Source organism: Paenibacillus sp. V4I3 (genome assembly GCF_030817215.1).
In the GTDB taxonomy this organism is placed as follows: domain Bacteria; phylum Bacillota; class Bacilli; order Paenibacillales; family NBRC-103111; genus Paenibacillus_E.
The window spans coordinates 5579128-5593257 of sequence record NZ_JAUSZA010000001.1 but is presented as its reverse complement, the minus strand read 5'-3'; the positions used below and the strand labels follow the sequence as shown (position 1 = coordinate 5593257).

Sequence of the window (14130 nt, the reverse complement as noted above, 5' to 3'; positions counted from 1 at the left end):
TATTTTATCCTTTCCCCCGCACATTCATCCGATATTCCGTAGGTGGAAAGCCGGTATCTTTGCGGAAGCTTTTCGCGAAATGGTTCGTATCCTCATAACCAGTCTGCTCGGCAATTTCTTTCATACTGAGCGACGTAGTCGTGAGCAGAAATTTGGCCTTGTCGATGCGCTTGCGCTGCATGTACTTGGCCGGGGGCATGCCAAAGTGCTTTTTAAAATATTTGATCAAGTAATTGGGGTGCAGGTGAACGGACTTGGCCATTTGTTCCACAGTGATGCTCTTATGAAGATTCTGCTCAATGAATTGCCGTAATTGGCCGAGTCGGTCCATTTCATCGGTACGCTTTTGCAGTACCTGTACAGGAACCGCTTCCAAGTAGCTGGATATGATTAGCAGCAGGATCGCTTTTTCCCGTAAACGCGAAGTTAGTGACGGTTCATGATGCAAGGTGGCAAGCTCCTGAAACCATGCCGTCATCTGTTCGACATTGCGAATTTGGATGAACAAAGGAATATCCAGCCATTGAAATAGATCAAAAGAACCGATATGTGCCGTGAAGTGGCACCAATATTTTAAATAAGGACGATCGCTGATCGTGGAGTAAGAATGGAGCGCGTGGGCAGGAAGCAGACATAGCTGACCGGGCATAGGATTAAGCTCTTGATGGTCAACCTTAACCCAGCCTTCGCCTTCCAGAATCCAATACAGCTTATTATGCTCTGGTGTAAAATTAAGCTCCTTCCACGAGGTGGTACACTGCGTAAGATGAGCCTCTAAAATGTGGATCTGTAGGTTCTGCAGAAGGTCCGATAGGAATGTAATTTGCTGCGTATTCATCATCATGTTCACCTGAGAATGTTAATTATATCCTGATTGAGGTTAGTTTCGTACCTGTCTATTATAGCACAGGCTTGATAGACTAAAGCTGTGAAGTTTAAATGCGAAAGGTGTGTAGCTGATGACAAGCAATCATCCGATTATTCAAGAACGAACAGAGCGTACGCAGTGGTTTCTGCAGGATCGATTCGGTATGTTTATTCATTGGGGACTGTACGCTATTCCAGCTAGAGGAGAATGGGTGCGCAGTGTCGAGCGTATTTCGGTAGAGGACTATCAAACGTATTATGATGAATTCGATCCTGTCCGTTATGATCCTAAGGCGTGGGCGCGTGCGGCGAAGCAAGCGGGTATGAAATATGCCGTATTGACAGCGAAGCATCATGACGGTTTTTGTTTATTTGATAGCGCTCTCACTGAGTATAAGTCAACGAATACACGCGCCGGGCGAGATTTGGTTCGCGAATTTATTGAAGCGTTTCGGGCGGAAGGCTTAAAGGTGGGGCTCTATTATTCGCTAATCGATTGGCATCATGAGGATTATCCGGCTTATGGGGATCGCATTCATCCGATGCGGGATAATGAGAGCTACACAAGAAATCCGGAGACGTTCGATCGGTACCTTCAGTATATGCATGGACAAGTAAGGGAGCTGCTGACGAACTATGGCAAACTGGATGTGATGTGGTTCGACTTCTCCTATGATCACATGAAGGGGGAGACATGGAAAGCAACTGAGCTGATGGCGATGATTCGATCTCTGCAGCCACATATCATCGTAGACAACAGATTGGACGCAAGCGGTGAAGAAGGCGGAACTATTTTCACTAAAAATCCGCTCAGCTATTCGGGTGACTTTGCTTCACCGGAACAGATCATTCCGCCGCAAGGCGTGACGGATGACGAGGGCAATTCGCTTCCGTGGGAAGCTTGTATCACGCTGAATAATAACTGGGGGTACGCATCTCAAGATTTCCAATATAAATCCTCAACTACCCTTATCCGGAAGTTGATAGAGTGCGTCAGTAAAAATGGGAATCTGCTCTTGAATGTGGGTCCGAATGCGCTCGGCGAGATTCCGAAGGAGTCGCTGGACATTTTGGCAGAGATCGGCGATTGGGTTCAGAAAAATGGGGACAGTATTTACGGCTGCGGGCAAGCCTACTTACCGAAACCGGAGTGGGGCAGGTATACGCAAAAGGGGAATCTGCTGTATGCCCACTTGTTTGAGGAAAGCGTAGGCCCCATTAACTTGAACGGGTTGGCTGGTAAGGTGAAGAAAGCAAGGCTGCTATCTGACGGTTCCGAGCTCTTCCTAAGCCGTCCTTGGAATGCCGCCCAGTATCCGGATGATGCGTTCATTAGTTTCGCTAGACCTGAGCACTCCAGCTATCCGCTGCCGGATCATAGAGCTACGGTTGTGGAGTTGGAGTTACTCTAAAGACGGAAATAAATTAACATTTGACCGTGCCCGCATTCGATTTTAAGATGATAGTAGACAGCTTACTATTCTTTTGGAAACGAAGGTGTATGGAATTTGACTTATTTCCTCTGTTATTTACTGCTGATGAATATCGTTACGTTCATAGAAATGGGACATGACAAGGGACAAGCCAAAAAAGGCGGGCGTAGAGTGCCTGAAAAACGTCTTTTTATATTGGCTGCTCTCGGTGGCGGGATTGGCGGGTGGCTCGGTATGCGGGTTTGGCGCCATAAGACGAAACATACCTCATTCGTCATTGGCATGCCGCTGCTTGTTATGCTAAATAGTCTATGTGTCATCATGATCGCGATTTATATGTAGCAATAGCAAAAAAAGGAGACAGTTGCCGGCAGCGGCAGCTGTTTCTTGTTTTATACAGGAGTCCTAGTCAAGTTTGCATGCGTTTACTCATAAGATAGGAGCATGACAGGTTATCGGAGGTGCGAACATGAGCTATCACCATTATGGCATCGATCCTGCGCTCGTAGAGCGCGTAAAGTTCAAGATGAAAAATCCAGAGATCAAAGAACGCATTAAAATGCTGCTGCAGGGTGTTACGAAGGCTGATTTACAAAATCATACCAAAGTTACGCGCTTAATAGGACTTGCCGCCGGCATTCTCGGTGAGAAGCTAAGCGGAAGCCAAACGACCCAAATTTTGCAGTTTATCCTTGCACAAAAGATTGATCCATCTAACGCCTTTCACTTGATCAAACTCTGGTCCATGTTTCGATAGACTAAACAAATGCGCCACTTGCAGGGTTAAAGATACCCTGTTAAGTGGCTTTTTTTGCTTCCAGAAAAATTCACTTGCATAACGAATACGTGTTCGGTATATAATAAGTAACACGAATATATGTTCGCATATGGTGGTGGAAATATGAAAGTTAGCTCAAGTTCAAGAATTGAGACAGAAGAGGATGTTCAAATTGTTAAGGAATACACGCTGCTGCCCATTTTGCTCGATATGCTGGCAAGGGATATGGAGGAGCTCAAGGTTTATAAGGATAAAATCGTGTACAATCATATTCTTTTTTATCTCAGAGAGGTTGAAATGGCTATTTATCCGGAATTACAAAGTATTAAGAGCCAGATGAAGAAACGAGATATTAAAGTTATCCATACCGAAATGAATGCCTTAGGCATTAACGTAGAATACAAAGTCCGAGGCTATATTCATCATTTCACGATGCTTCGCAGCTTGGTCAAGGCTGAGCTTATGACCACGCTCATGAATATGCGGGGGGGATTGCGGTGAGCAAAGATCGCCACGGCGGGGAACGAACGATCTTCCTTGCCGATTGTCAGAGCTTCTATGCCAGTGTGGAGAAAGCGGGTCATCCGGGCTTGGAGAATAAACCGGTTGCTGTTGCAGGAGACCCTGCTCTAAGATTATATAGACTATAATATGAAGTAGTCATTAACGTAAACAACGTTAGTGATTACTCCTTTTTTATTTCGTTATATAAATACTATATATATTAGATATTTATAGTATTTATAGTTTATAATGATTCATAGTTTTAATGTGACGGGTGTAGCTCAAGCGAAGGCGCGGGAGGTTGTTATTAAAATATGGTGAAGGTTCAAGAAGTACTAGTACCCACTGATTACGGAGAGAACAAGACTAGGTACATGTTATTGTACACAGATGGATCTCCAGTTATTCCCGTAATCAAATATCTGAAATATTTGGATCGCAGTGAGAAATCAACAAATACCATTAAATCTTATTGTTATCACTTAAAGCTCTTCTTTGAGTTTCTAATGCAAAATGATAAAGATTATCAGGATGTGAGTTTAGATTTATTGAGTGACTTTATGCAGTGGTTAAGGACCCCGTACGAATCAATTAATGTAGTCCCTATGCAAGAAATTCCAGCAAAACGAGTTGAAAATACCATAAATGTAATAATTACTTGTGTAGTCTCCTTCTACGACTATTTAGAACGATCTGAAATCTTTTCAAACGAAATTGTAGAAAAGGTTACTCGAAAAGTATCAGGACATCGTCGTTCCTTTAAATCTTTCCTGCATCACATAAATAAAAGTAATCCTATTGACATTAATATATTGAAGATAAAGGTTCCTCGAAGAATGGTTAAAACTTTGACTAGCGCTCAAATCGAATGTATTAAGAATGCATGCTCAAATATTAGAGACCTTCTACTTCTATCCGTTTTATACGAAGGTGGCTTACGCATTTCAGAAGCACTATCTCTATATATAGAAAATTTTGATATCGGTACAAACTCCATTGTTGTTAGAGAATCGAAAACACCTGCGGGTGAGGGGCGAAGGGTGTATGTTACTGAAAACACCATCAACTTATTTCAAGATTTTCTAATTGAATACCACGCTGATGATATTGATACAAACTATGTTTTCTTTAAGCTTCGTGGAGATAACAAGGGACAACCGTTGGACTATTCAACAGCAAGCTCTTGGGTAAAACGCATGAAGAAAAAAACAGGGATAGATTTCACTCCTCACCTATTTCGTCATAGTTATGCAACGGAACTACATAGAAATGGTGTAAGTATTAAAGCGATTCAAGAATTATTAGGTCATCGTCATGTTCAAACAACCATGGATATGTACCTTCATCCTTCGGATGAGGATGTCAGAGCTGAGTACGACAAAGCAGCAACTAAGAAAAGAGAAAGTTTGCATGTTGAGAGGACGAAGCATTTTGACAAAGAGTAACCGAATTTTTATTGGCCCTCAAGAGCATCATTACCTTGAGATGGAAAAAATTCTAACTGGATATTGGGCAACGAATCACTGGGATGTGAGGGAATGTCCTACTCTTACCAAGGAATGGAAACGTTATGGGAGGACTTTATATTGGGAGAGGTATGAGAACGGGTTCATAAGGACGGAAATGAAGTATTATTTAACACAGAAACTATTGCTTGGACAGTTGTCAGTACATACGGTTTTTGAATTTGCCGGTTATGCAATACACAAGTTTGGAGATTTTATTAATACATACTTCCCACATATTAAATCAATTATAGATATTCCAGAATTCAAGCTGGAAACGATGTGGCGTACTTATCTCCAGAGCCTGAATTTGCAGACAACCAGCACAAAAAAGAGTTGGGATAGAGTAAAACAAAACGAAAATCGCGATGGATATTACACTCGACCTAGTGGACCTATGGCTTTTATAAGCAAATTCTATGATTTCTATTTAGATTTTTATGACGAGAGAGATGAGTTTGAAAAAGATATATGGGATGGTAGAAAGTTGGGATTCACTCTCACTGTATCAAAGGTCGAGGATAAAATAAAATTTACAAGAATTCCTTTTCAGTTCAGAGATTTAATGAAAAGGTATGTAAAACTTCGCCTGTTTAGTCAAAAATCAAATACATATAGTACTACACTCGAAAATTTAGCGAAAATGGAGCGATTTTTAGAATTTATTAACATATCGCACCCTGAATGGCGGGATCTGAGAAAACTATCCCGTAATGATATTGAAATATATCTTCAATATCTAAGAGAAACACCGATGGGAGGGGCAACAAGGAACAAGACTCTTCAAGGCCCTTCTTCAAATAATCATATAATAAAATGTATGAATTCTTTGAATGTTTTTATTGATAATATTCAGAGATATGATTGGCTTGAAGCGCCAACTGTTCCTGCCCACAAGCTAATTTTTTCAGAAGATAGGCCTAAGCTAGATAAAAATGTGAATGATGAGATCAACCACATTCCTGATCATATTTGGGATCAAGTTATTAATCATATCGATCAATTTCCAGAAAAGTATGTACCAATTATTCTGGTTATGGAAGCCTCTGGATTCAGATCTTGTGATGTATTATCTTTGAAACTTGATTGTTTATTGGAGACAGATAATGGTTGGTGGTTAGTTGGTGACCAGCAAAAAGTAAGGTACAAGGATCATAAGGTTCCGATTTCGGAAGAAATAGCTCATATCGTCACTGCACAAAAAGAGTTAGTCGAGAACAGCTTTACTGAAAAAGAAAACCCGCTTTCTTTACTTTTTCCTGTCTTTAAAGGACCAAGAAAAGGATATCCAGTGGCTGCACAAACAATTTCAAAAAATTTAAATGTACTTGCTCAAAAATGTAATATTTTGGATGGTAATAATCATTTCTATTGGTTTAAAAACCATGCATTTAGACACCGATATGGAGTAACGTTGATAAATAATGGTATGGATATAACTATTCTACAGAAATTAATGGTGCATACCAGCCCAGAAATGACCGCTGTTTATGCGAAATTATTGAGTGAAACAAAACGTAGAGCTTGGGAGGAAGCCAGGGCTAATGGTGCTTTTCCATCAATAAAACTTTCTCAAGATGGTAATATCGTACCAGCAACTCTTGATGAGCAAGCAATTGAAAATGGGATAGAATTAGAATGGATTCGGCATAATTTTGATTCCATGCGATTGGACCACGGGTTTTGTATTAAAAGTCCCAAAGCACACTGCGACTTTTTAAAGCAGACAATAGAACCGCCTTGTATAAAAAACAATTGCAAGAGTTTCCATGTCGATCACACTTTTATTACCTATTATGAAGAGCAAATTAGCAAAATGGAAAATGATATTGAGATTTACAAAAAGACAAATCGAACTAGATCGGTTGAGTTAACTCAAGTTAAATTAGACCGATATTCAGGGATCCTTCAGGGGTTACGCAATACTACCGGTATATTTGGTTTGGAAAAATCAAGACGTGAATTCACAGGGATTGAGCGAGAAATGAGGTATGAAGATGGCAAACAATAGCCCTAACATCGAAGGTATAAATAAGTATTCAAAAGAGAAAACAGAGACTGCAATACGTAAAGTAGATGAGGCACTAAAAAAGATGATCAGAAAACAAGTTAAAATTAATTTTAATGCGGTTTCGGAGCACTCTGGAGCTTCAAAAGGCTTTTTATACAAAAACTCTGATTTGCGTGGAAGGATTGAGATGTTAAGAAAACAACAAGAAGGTCTTCCCTCTGCCAAGCAAGTAAAACGACATATGAGTGATAGTTCTAAAGATGTTGTAATAGCTACACTAAAACAAAGGGTTCAAAAACTGGAAAAGGAAAACTCTGAACTTAAAGAACAATTAAAATTTCGCTTCGGAGACTTATACAACCAAATATAGCATCCTTCGGATGATCTACTACGTAAAATCCAGAAAAAGAAAGTCTGTTTTTTGAAAGGACGGAACCTCACTTGACACATAGCGTTGTAATTACCCCTCAAGAACATCATTACTGGGAGATGGAAAAGACTCTAACGGGATTTTGGGACAGGAATCATTGGTATGTTAAGGAATGTCCGCTCCTTCTTACTGAAGAATGGAAACCAAATGGAAGGAATTTGTATTGGGAGAAGTATCAGAATGAGTTTATTAGGACTGAGATGAAATATTATGTAGCGCAAAAGTTGTTACTTGGACATCTATCTTTATACTCGGTGTTCCAAAATTACGGCCGGAGTATTCACCGGTTTGCAGAATTTATAAATAATCATTTGCCTCATATAAAATCAATTATTGACATTCCGAAAGTAATTTTGGAAAAGATGTGGAAAAATCATCTTGAAAGCCTGAATATACAGATATCACGCACAAAAAAGAGCTGGACGAGAATAAAGCAAAATGAGAATCGCGATGGGGTTTATACGGAACCTAGCGGAATTATGACTTTCATTAGTAAATTTTATGATTTCTTCATGGACTTTTATGACGAAAGAGATGAGTTTGAAAAAGATATATGGGATGTGAGAAAATCGGGTATCTCCTTCAATTTATCAAAGGCTGAGGAAAAAATAAATTTTACCAGAGTACCCTTACAGTTCAAGGATTTTATGAAGAGGTATATAAAGCTACGCTTAAATCAACAATCAACTGCACACAGCACTATGCTCCGTAACCTAATGCTACTGGTTAAATTCTTAGAATTTATTAACATTTCTTACCCTGAATGGAGAGATCTAAGAGAGCTATCCCGTAATGATATTGAAAAATATCTTCAATATCTACGGGAGACGCCGATGGGAGGAACAACTAAGAACCATGCTTTCCAAGGTCCTTCATCAAAGCGTCACATAGCAAATTGTATTACCACATTAAATACTTTTATCGAGACAATACAGAAATATGATTGGGTAGAAGCGCCAAGTATTCCAGTACACAAGCTAATTTTTTCAGAAGATAGACCAAGCATAGATTATAGTGTTAAAGATGACATTAACCACATTCCTGACGATATATGGGAGCAGGTAATTAATCATATCGATCAATTTCCTAAACAGTATGTGCCGATTATTCTCGTCATGGAAGCATCTGGATTCAGATCTTCTGATGTACTATCATTAAAGCTTGATTGTTTATTAGAAACCAACAATGGTTGGTGGTTAGTTGGTGACCAGCAAAAAGTTAGGTACAAGGATCATAAAGTTCCAATTTCAGAAGAAATAGCTCATATCATTGCGGCACAAAAAAAACTTGTCGAGAACAACTTAACACAAGCAGAAAATCCACTATCGTTAATTTTCCCGGTCTTTAAAGGCTCACGGAAAGGCAAGCCAGTGGCTGCCAAGACAATTTCACAAAACTTAAATATACTTGCACAAAAATGCAATATTTTAGATGCCAATGGTCAACTATATTGGTTTAAAAACCATGCTTTTAGACATCGGTACGGCATCACGTTGATAAATAACGGTATGGATATCACCATTGTACAGCAATTAATGGCACATACCAGTCCGGAGATGACAGCTGTTTATGCAAAATTATTGAGCGAAACGAAACGTAGAGAATGGGAACAAGCAAGAGGGAATGGTGCTTTTCCATCAATAAGGCTTTCCCAAGATGGTAATGTCGTACACGCAAATCTTGATGAACAAGCCATTGAAAATGGAATAGAATTAGAGTGGATTCGGCATAATTTTGATTCCATTCGATTAGACCACGGGTTTTGCATTAAAAGTCCCAAAGCACACTGTGAGTATTTAAAACAGACATTAGACCCCCCTTGTATTGAGAAAAGTTGTAAAAGTTTCCATGTCGATCACACGTTTATTGCCTATTATGAAGATCAAATCAACAAGATGGAAAACGACATTGTGATTTATAAAAAGGCGAATCGAACTAGATCTATTGAGTTACTTCAAATAAAATTAGACAGATACACAGGGATCCTACAGGGGTTACAGAACAATGCTGGTATCTTTGGTCTGGAGAAATCAAAACGTGAATTTACGGGGACTGAGCGAGTCTTAGGCAAGAATGTTGCAAAATTCTAAACCTAGTTCAGTAAAACATGAAGACGAGCTCATTTATTAATCTAATTCTGACATTCAATAATTAATGCAAATAAGGAGCAGCTGCCGCGTGAACTGCACCCCGTCAAGTAGACCGTACAAATTTTTGAGCAAATCTTTGAAGAGGACAGAAAACCCCTGTCAAACAACGGCATACCTCTACCCGAATATTTGAAAGGCTCAGAGAGGTCGTCACTACAACTCAAAGGGGCGGCTCAAGAATGCTTCCTTAAGTTTGAAGCGAATCCGTCATGCAACTCATTCAAGAACTGGTGGAGATGGAATACCGATTGCCTCGATTTCTAAAAAGTTGGAACAAATATGAACTGGTCATTCTGGATGAGCTTGGTCATGTGCCGCGTGGTGAAGGTGGCAGTTGCTCTTTCAGTTCATCTCTGGGCGCTATGAGCAAGGCAGTCTCATCATCACATCTAACTTGGAGCTTTCCCGCTGGATGGATGTCTTTGGCGACCCTGCACTGACCACGGCATTACTAGATCACTGACCCATCACTCGCACATCCTACTCTTTGATGGCGATTCCTATCGCTTCCGTCAACCCTGAGAGTACTTGGAAAGGAGGTACCACCCCATGAACACCTTAGAAACGAAGAATGAGCAAATACATAACGGAATTGCAGAAATGGAAGCTGCTGTTGAACGCCTTCGCAGTGAGATCCATCGCCTTCATCAAGAACGCGATGCCCTAATGAAAGGCAACCTGGAGCTCTATCGAAAGTTGACGTCCGTTGATTTTTAATGCGCGATAACTCCCATTAATACCGGCACCCTCGGGTGCCCATTTTTATCATCGGGGTGAGTCAACTTTTTAATTGACATATACACGATCTGCCTCCGTAACACTTGTAATAATAAAGCCTCTAGTATGCATTTATTTATTCATTCATTTATTTATTTATTTATTTATTTATTTATTTATCTCTATTAACCCACCATTAATTCAGTTAATTCCTCTGATAATGTTCGCGAACCGGAAAGTCCTTTTATAAATCGCAAAGGGCCATTTGATGACCAATCAATTTGCTTTAATTTTTTTATGGATTTTAGCAAAGAGGGATAATCTATAGACTTTTTGTTGTTACCTAAATATTTTTTTATTGTTTTACCTGCTGCTAACGAAAGAGCATCCAGGCAAACGATGTGAGTCAGGCGATGACCAGAATAATCAAGCCACTCTGCAGATAGAGTTTCTTTTATTGCGTTATAATATATCAAAGCGATGTTCAGCTTTTCTTCTTTGGGAATAAGCACTAATTCACTATCTTTGAATAGAAAATGAAGTGTTCTATATAGATTTTGTAATGTGATGTGTCTTCCCTTTACGCGTTTACCGATAATACTACCGATATGATAAAAAGGGCTTTCCTTTCTCATTAACAGCTCAGTTGCAACCCAACTCAAATCATCAGAATCTCTTCTAAGATATTTGCTCAGGGATAGACCAATACCTTTTGCTTTAGTATTAATTGTATCAAAAAGTCTTATCTCTTCATCATCATCTAAGCAATGAAATGCCAGAAAAGGGATTGTTATATCAGAGTTTGTTTCTTGTACGTACTTTTTAATACCACCAAGTCGATGCTGACCATCCATCAATGACGCTTTTCCTTTACAAAGCAACCTTCCATAATTCGGTCTCAGTTTGTCGTAACAGGAGAACTCCCAGTTTCCACAGGCATTTAGCAATACAGGCGTGAATAGTGCATCTGCCCCCTTTGAAAGGTAAACTGCAAAATCATGGCAACGTTTGGGGTCAACAGGCCGTTGATAACCCTTACCTAAAGGATCATCATAGGGTTTTACAAATGTAATATTGAGAGCAGTTGCGGCAGGTAATTGACTTTGGTAGGCTACTTTTCCGCGCATTTTATACTGTATGACATTTTCAATAACATATTGAGTAGGCATGGGGTGCATTTTGTCATCTCCAAGAAGTTTTTATGATCAATATAGTACTTATAAGTTCTTTTTTCAATGGAATTTATAGTTAAATAATCTGTTTAAAAAACTTTGACTTACCTAATGTAGTAAACAGGTGGTGGTTAAAGTGGCAAACCTTGCAAAATTAGTTGGTGAAAGAGTAAGAACTATCAGGAAAATAAAAAAATTAACACAGGAAGAGCTTGGGGAACTAGCAGAACTTCAGAGCTCATATATAGGAGGATTAGAGCGAGGAGAAAGAAATGTATCGCTTGAAACCGTAGAGAAAATTATAAAAGCTTTGAAAATGTCTCAATCTGAATTCTTTCAATTTAATGAAATTGGTAATTCAAGTAAAATGGCAAAAAGTGAGTTTCTAGAAGTTTTCACGTCCGAACTACAAACTAGAAGTTTGGATGATTTACGAAAGTTTTACGAGATTTACAAACTTATTTACAAATAGCAACAACCCACGGAAATGTTCAGTGGGTTGCTATTCTTTCTAATATGAGAATGATTTAGTCAAAGTTGGTGGTAACTGAATTTAATGAAAGAAAACAAATGGCGGCGAATGATTAACGGCCATTTGTTTTCTAAATATAATTACTAACAACAGGAACTGGAAGCAGACTTTGTAGCAGTTGAATTCGAATCACAAACACAACCATCCTGTCCAGCGGCCTTCGCATTTGCATCTTCTGAACAACACGCGTTTATCTCATTTGGTGCAGGTCCACCACAATAGCTTTCGCTTTTAAAATTGCCTTGTTCGTTCATATTAATTTTTTTGCTCATATTCTTTTCCTCCCTATTGATTAAAGTGTGTTACATATCTGTAGACGCACGATAATTCGTAAGGACGCAATTCGTTTTTTATCAAATTAACAACAATCAGATGTACTGCATTTTGTTTTGTTATTATTTCGAGAATTGTAATCAATGATATTACCTAACCGGTCAAATTCAAAATTACAACAATTAAGCAAGAGCTCTTTTAGCTTCTCCCTACCGCGCTGCACTCTAGATTTTGCTCCAGAAAAAGAAATACCTAGTTGCTCGCTTAATTGTTTTTGAGTGTAGTCGCCTAATTCGGTTAGTTCAAGAGCATGCTTATAATTATCGGAGAGTTGCCCCACCATTGGTCTGATACAAGAGGCTATTTCCTTAATAGCCTCGTTTAGATCCTCAGTTTCCTCTAAAGGTAAATCTGTTGGCAATTCAACCTTCAGTTGGAATTGCTCTTTTCTGTAATAATCAATGATGCTATTTCGAGTAATTTGATATATCCAAGATTGCAGTTTCTGATCATCTTTTAATGTATCTAAGCTAGCGTGTATTTTCATAAAAACATTCTGTAGAATGTCATCAGCATCATGCTCACGTTTTACCCGTTTAATAATGAAATTCCGCAAAGGACTATAAAATGATCTCCATACTTCCTCGGTGTTCATATTCTTCCCTCCAGAAATGTTTAATACAGAGACGTACGATTTTGCAAATGGATGCACTTTTTCGAGAAATTTTTATATCCTTTAAAATAATATAGGCCCTGTAGCAAAAATATTTGCCAGAGGGCCAAATCAATTTAGATCATTTGTTAAATAATTTCTCCAATGCCTCACGTTGAGGCTGTTTAATACTAACAACAGGGCGAATGCTTTGCGCCAATCTCTCAGCTTCTTCGATGGTTTGGCTTTTACCTAAGGCTAACAACGTGCCAATGGCCACAGCGCCAGTGCGACCTTTTCCACCACCACAATGGAACCCAACCTTCTTACCGCCTCTATAAGCCTCTACAACGTGATTAATAGCTTGTTCGAATAGTTGGTCCTGTGGTCCTTCTGCATTATCTCCAAGAGGGACTTGGAGCCATTCTACGTTACCTGCAGGATAGGCACACTCCGTAGCTTCTCCACGCAAATCCACAATTACTTCAACGCCTTCATTTTTAACCATATCCTTGACGTCAGAAGCTCCGCCAAAATAAATTTTATCTTCAACTAAAGCTTGATAGTTTTTTTGCATAATGAACTCCTTATTTTTTTCTTAAAAGATGTGAATTCAATAGTTACAGGTGAGGATGGCGCGGAAGGTGGAGCGCAACATAAAGACATATCCTGCAAATCTCCTGCAGATTCAAATTCAGAATCTTCTTTTGTGTAGAATATTTCCCATGCGTTTCCATCTGGGTCATAAACTCATACTTTATCTTGAACCGCATAACAGCAAGTCGTATTCATTTCATCGATTAGAAGAAGCCCGCTTTGTCTTAAACGCTCACCCATAGCCAGAACCTCTTCGAAAAGAGTATCTGTTCATGGAGTGGAATTATAGTGTGTTTTAACTTGCTTGTGAGATAACCATGGAAAAACAAAGATTCGAACCACAGATCCGAGTCTTTGTTATCCAGTGCGGAAAACTTTAATGCATATCATATCAGGTGCTCATTGCGAGCTTGAATGGTAATATTGTATCTCCAAGCATCAATAACAGGCAAGGGAGAGAAGAATCTTTATTGATCTACAAACGTTACTATGTTATTTTATTGTTGATT

Annotated in this window: 16 protein-coding genes and 2 pseudogenes; 12 read left to right on the top strand and 6 right to left on the bottom strand. The window is 39.2% G+C overall.

Going from position 1 to position 14130, the window contains the following annotated elements; genetic code table 11:
• Window positions 1-4: 4 nt before the first annotated feature.
• Window positions 5-844, bottom strand: a complete 840-nt coding sequence (locus QFZ77_RS25965; RefSeq protein ID WP_307443737.1) for a helix-turn-helix domain-containing protein — start codon at window positions 842-844, stop codon at window positions 5-7.
• A gap of 115 nt (window positions 845-959) precedes the next feature.
• Between QFZ77_RS25965 and QFZ77_RS25960 the strand changes: the two genes are divergently transcribed.
• From QFZ77_RS25960 to QFZ77_RS25910, 11 genes and pseudogenes are all read left to right on the top strand, one after another.
• A complete protein-coding gene (locus QFZ77_RS25960) occupies window positions 960-2279 on the top strand; it encodes an alpha-L-fucosidase (protein ID WP_307443735.1) in 1320 nt (439 codons plus the stop codon).
• Between the two features lie 96 nt (window positions 2280-2375).
• On the top strand, window positions 2376-2642 hold the full coding sequence (locus QFZ77_RS25955; RefSeq protein WP_307443734.1) for a DUF1294 domain-containing protein: 267 nt from the start codon (window positions 2376-2378) through the stop codon (window positions 2640-2642).
• Between the two features lie 127 nt (window positions 2643-2769).
• Window positions 2770-3057, top strand: coding sequence for a stage VI sporulation protein F (locus QFZ77_RS25950; RefSeq protein ID WP_307443732.1), 288 nt, complete (start codon window positions 2770-2772; stop codon window positions 3055-3057).
• Between the two features lie 144 nt (window positions 3058-3201).
• Window positions 3202-3579 carry a YhjD family protein gene (locus tag QFZ77_RS25945; protein ID WP_057303562.1) on the top strand — a complete coding sequence of 126 codons (378 nt, stop codon included), beginning with the start codon at window positions 3202-3204 and terminating at the stop codon, window positions 3577-3579.
• Window positions 3576-3713 (top strand): annotated as a pseudogene (locus QFZ77_RS25940) (Y-family DNA polymerase); the annotation flags it as partial. The gene QFZ77_RS25945 and the pseudogene QFZ77_RS25940, both read left to right, overlap by 4 nt.
• 183 nt (window positions 3714-3896) lie before the next feature.
• A complete protein-coding gene (locus tag QFZ77_RS25935) occupies window positions 3897-5027 on the top strand; it encodes a tyrosine-type recombinase/integrase (RefSeq protein ID WP_307443730.1) in 1131 nt (376 codons plus the stop codon).
• Complete coding sequence (locus QFZ77_RS25930) at window positions 5014-7098, top strand: tyrosine-type recombinase/integrase (protein WP_307443729.1); 2085 nt, start codon at window positions 5014-5016, stop codon at window positions 7096-7098. Before QFZ77_RS25935 ends, QFZ77_RS25930 begins: the two co-directional genes overlap by 14 nt.
• Window positions 7085-7468 (top strand): DUF6262 family protein, encoded by a 384-nt coding sequence (locus tag QFZ77_RS25925; protein ID WP_307443727.1) that lies wholly within the window; start codon window positions 7085-7087, stop codon window positions 7466-7468. The genes QFZ77_RS25930 and QFZ77_RS25925 overlap by 14 nt, the downstream gene beginning before the upstream one ends.
• A gap of 71 nt (window positions 7469-7539) precedes the next feature.
• Window positions 7540-9618: a tyrosine-type recombinase/integrase gene (locus QFZ77_RS25920; protein ID WP_307443726.1), complete on the top strand. Its 2079-nt coding sequence runs from the start codon at window positions 7540-7542 to the stop codon at window positions 9616-9618.
• Window positions 9619-10012: 394 nt separating this feature from the next.
• A complete protein-coding gene (locus tag QFZ77_RS25915; RefSeq protein WP_307443724.1) occupies window positions 10013-10141 on the top strand; it encodes an ATP-binding protein in 129 nt (42 codons plus the stop codon).
• 86 nt (window positions 10142-10227) lie between these two features.
• A complete protein-coding gene (locus QFZ77_RS25910; RefSeq protein WP_307443723.1) occupies window positions 10228-10395 on the top strand; it encodes a hypothetical protein in 168 nt (55 codons plus the stop codon).
• Window positions 10396-10580: 185 nt separating this feature from the next.
• Here QFZ77_RS25910 and QFZ77_RS25905 read toward each other — a convergent pair whose 3' ends face one another.
• Window positions 10581-11573 carry a DGQHR domain-containing protein gene (locus QFZ77_RS25905; protein ID WP_307443721.1) on the bottom strand — a complete coding sequence of 331 codons (993 nt, stop codon included), beginning with the start codon at window positions 11571-11573 and terminating at the stop codon, window positions 10581-10583.
• A 130-nt stretch (window positions 11574-11703) separates the two neighbouring features.
• On the opposite strand from QFZ77_RS25905, the gene QFZ77_RS25900 reads away from it, so the two are divergent.
• The gene (locus QFZ77_RS25900; RefSeq protein ID WP_307443719.1) at window positions 11704-12039 is read left to right on the top strand and encodes a helix-turn-helix domain-containing protein; all 336 of its coding nucleotides are present in this window, start codon (window positions 11704-11706) and stop codon (window positions 12037-12039) included.
• A gap of 143 nt (window positions 12040-12182) precedes the next feature.
• Here the strand turns inward: QFZ77_RS25900 and QFZ77_RS25895 are convergent, their stop codons facing one another.
• From QFZ77_RS25895 to QFZ77_RS25880, 4 genes and pseudogenes are all read right to left on the bottom strand, one after another.
• Entirely contained in the window at window positions 12183-12371 is a 189-nt protein-coding gene (locus tag QFZ77_RS25895; protein ID WP_307443717.1) for a hypothetical protein, read from the bottom strand.
• 86 nt (window positions 12372-12457) lie between these two features.
• On the bottom strand, window positions 12458-13045 hold the full coding sequence (gene sigZ / locus QFZ77_RS25890; RefSeq protein ID WP_307449851.1) for an RNA polymerase sigma factor SigZ: 588 nt from the start codon (window positions 13043-13045) through the stop codon (window positions 12458-12460).
• A gap of 121 nt (window positions 13046-13166) precedes the next feature.
• Window positions 13167-13601 (bottom strand): protein-tyrosine phosphatase family protein, encoded by a 435-nt coding sequence (locus tag QFZ77_RS25885; RefSeq protein ID WP_307443716.1) that lies wholly within the window; start codon window positions 13599-13601, stop codon window positions 13167-13169.
• A pseudogene (locus QFZ77_RS25880) lies at window positions 13577-13876 on the bottom strand (hypothetical protein); the annotation flags it as partial. The gene QFZ77_RS25885 and the pseudogene QFZ77_RS25880, both read right to left, overlap by 25 nt.
• Window positions 13877-14130 lie beyond the last annotated feature (254 nt).

Excerpts from the sequence above, each read along its gene's own strand:
- QFZ77_RS25965 (WP_307443737.1), bottom strand. The coding sequence starts at position 844 with ATGATGATGAATACGCAGCAAATTACATTCCTATCGGACCTTCTGCAG.
- QFZ77_RS25895 (WP_307443717.1), bottom strand. The coding sequence starts at position 12,371 with ATGAGCAAAAAAATTAATATGAACGAACAAGGCAATTTTAAAAGCGAA.
- QFZ77_RS25925 (WP_307443727.1), top strand. The coding sequence starts at position 7,085 with ATGGCAAACAATAGCCCTAACATCGAAGGTATAAATAAGTATTCAAAA.
- QFZ77_RS25945 (WP_057303562.1), top strand. The coding sequence starts at position 3,202 with ATGAAAGTTAGCTCAAGTTCAAGAATTGAGACAGAAGAGGATGTTCAA.
- QFZ77_RS25885 (WP_307443716.1), bottom strand. The coding sequence starts at position 13,601 with ATGCAAAAAAACTATCAAGCTTTAGTTGAAGATAAAATTTATTTTGGC.
- QFZ77_RS25950 (WP_307443732.1), top strand. The coding sequence starts at position 2,770 with ATGAGCTATCACCATTATGGCATCGATCCTGCGCTCGTAGAGCGCGTA.
- QFZ77_RS25935 (WP_307443730.1), top strand. The coding sequence starts at position 3,897 with ATGGTGAAGGTTCAAGAAGTACTAGTACCCACTGATTACGGAGAGAAC.
- QFZ77_RS25905 (WP_307443721.1), bottom strand. The coding sequence starts at position 11,573 with ATGCACCCCATGCCTACTCAATATGTTATTGAAAATGTCATACAGTAT.
- QFZ77_RS25910 (WP_307443723.1), top strand. The coding sequence starts at position 10,228 with ATGAACACCTTAGAAACGAAGAATGAGCAAATACATAACGGAATTGCA.
- QFZ77_RS25960 (WP_307443735.1), top strand. The coding sequence starts at position 960 with ATGACAAGCAATCATCCGATTATTCAAGAACGAACAGAGCGTACGCAG.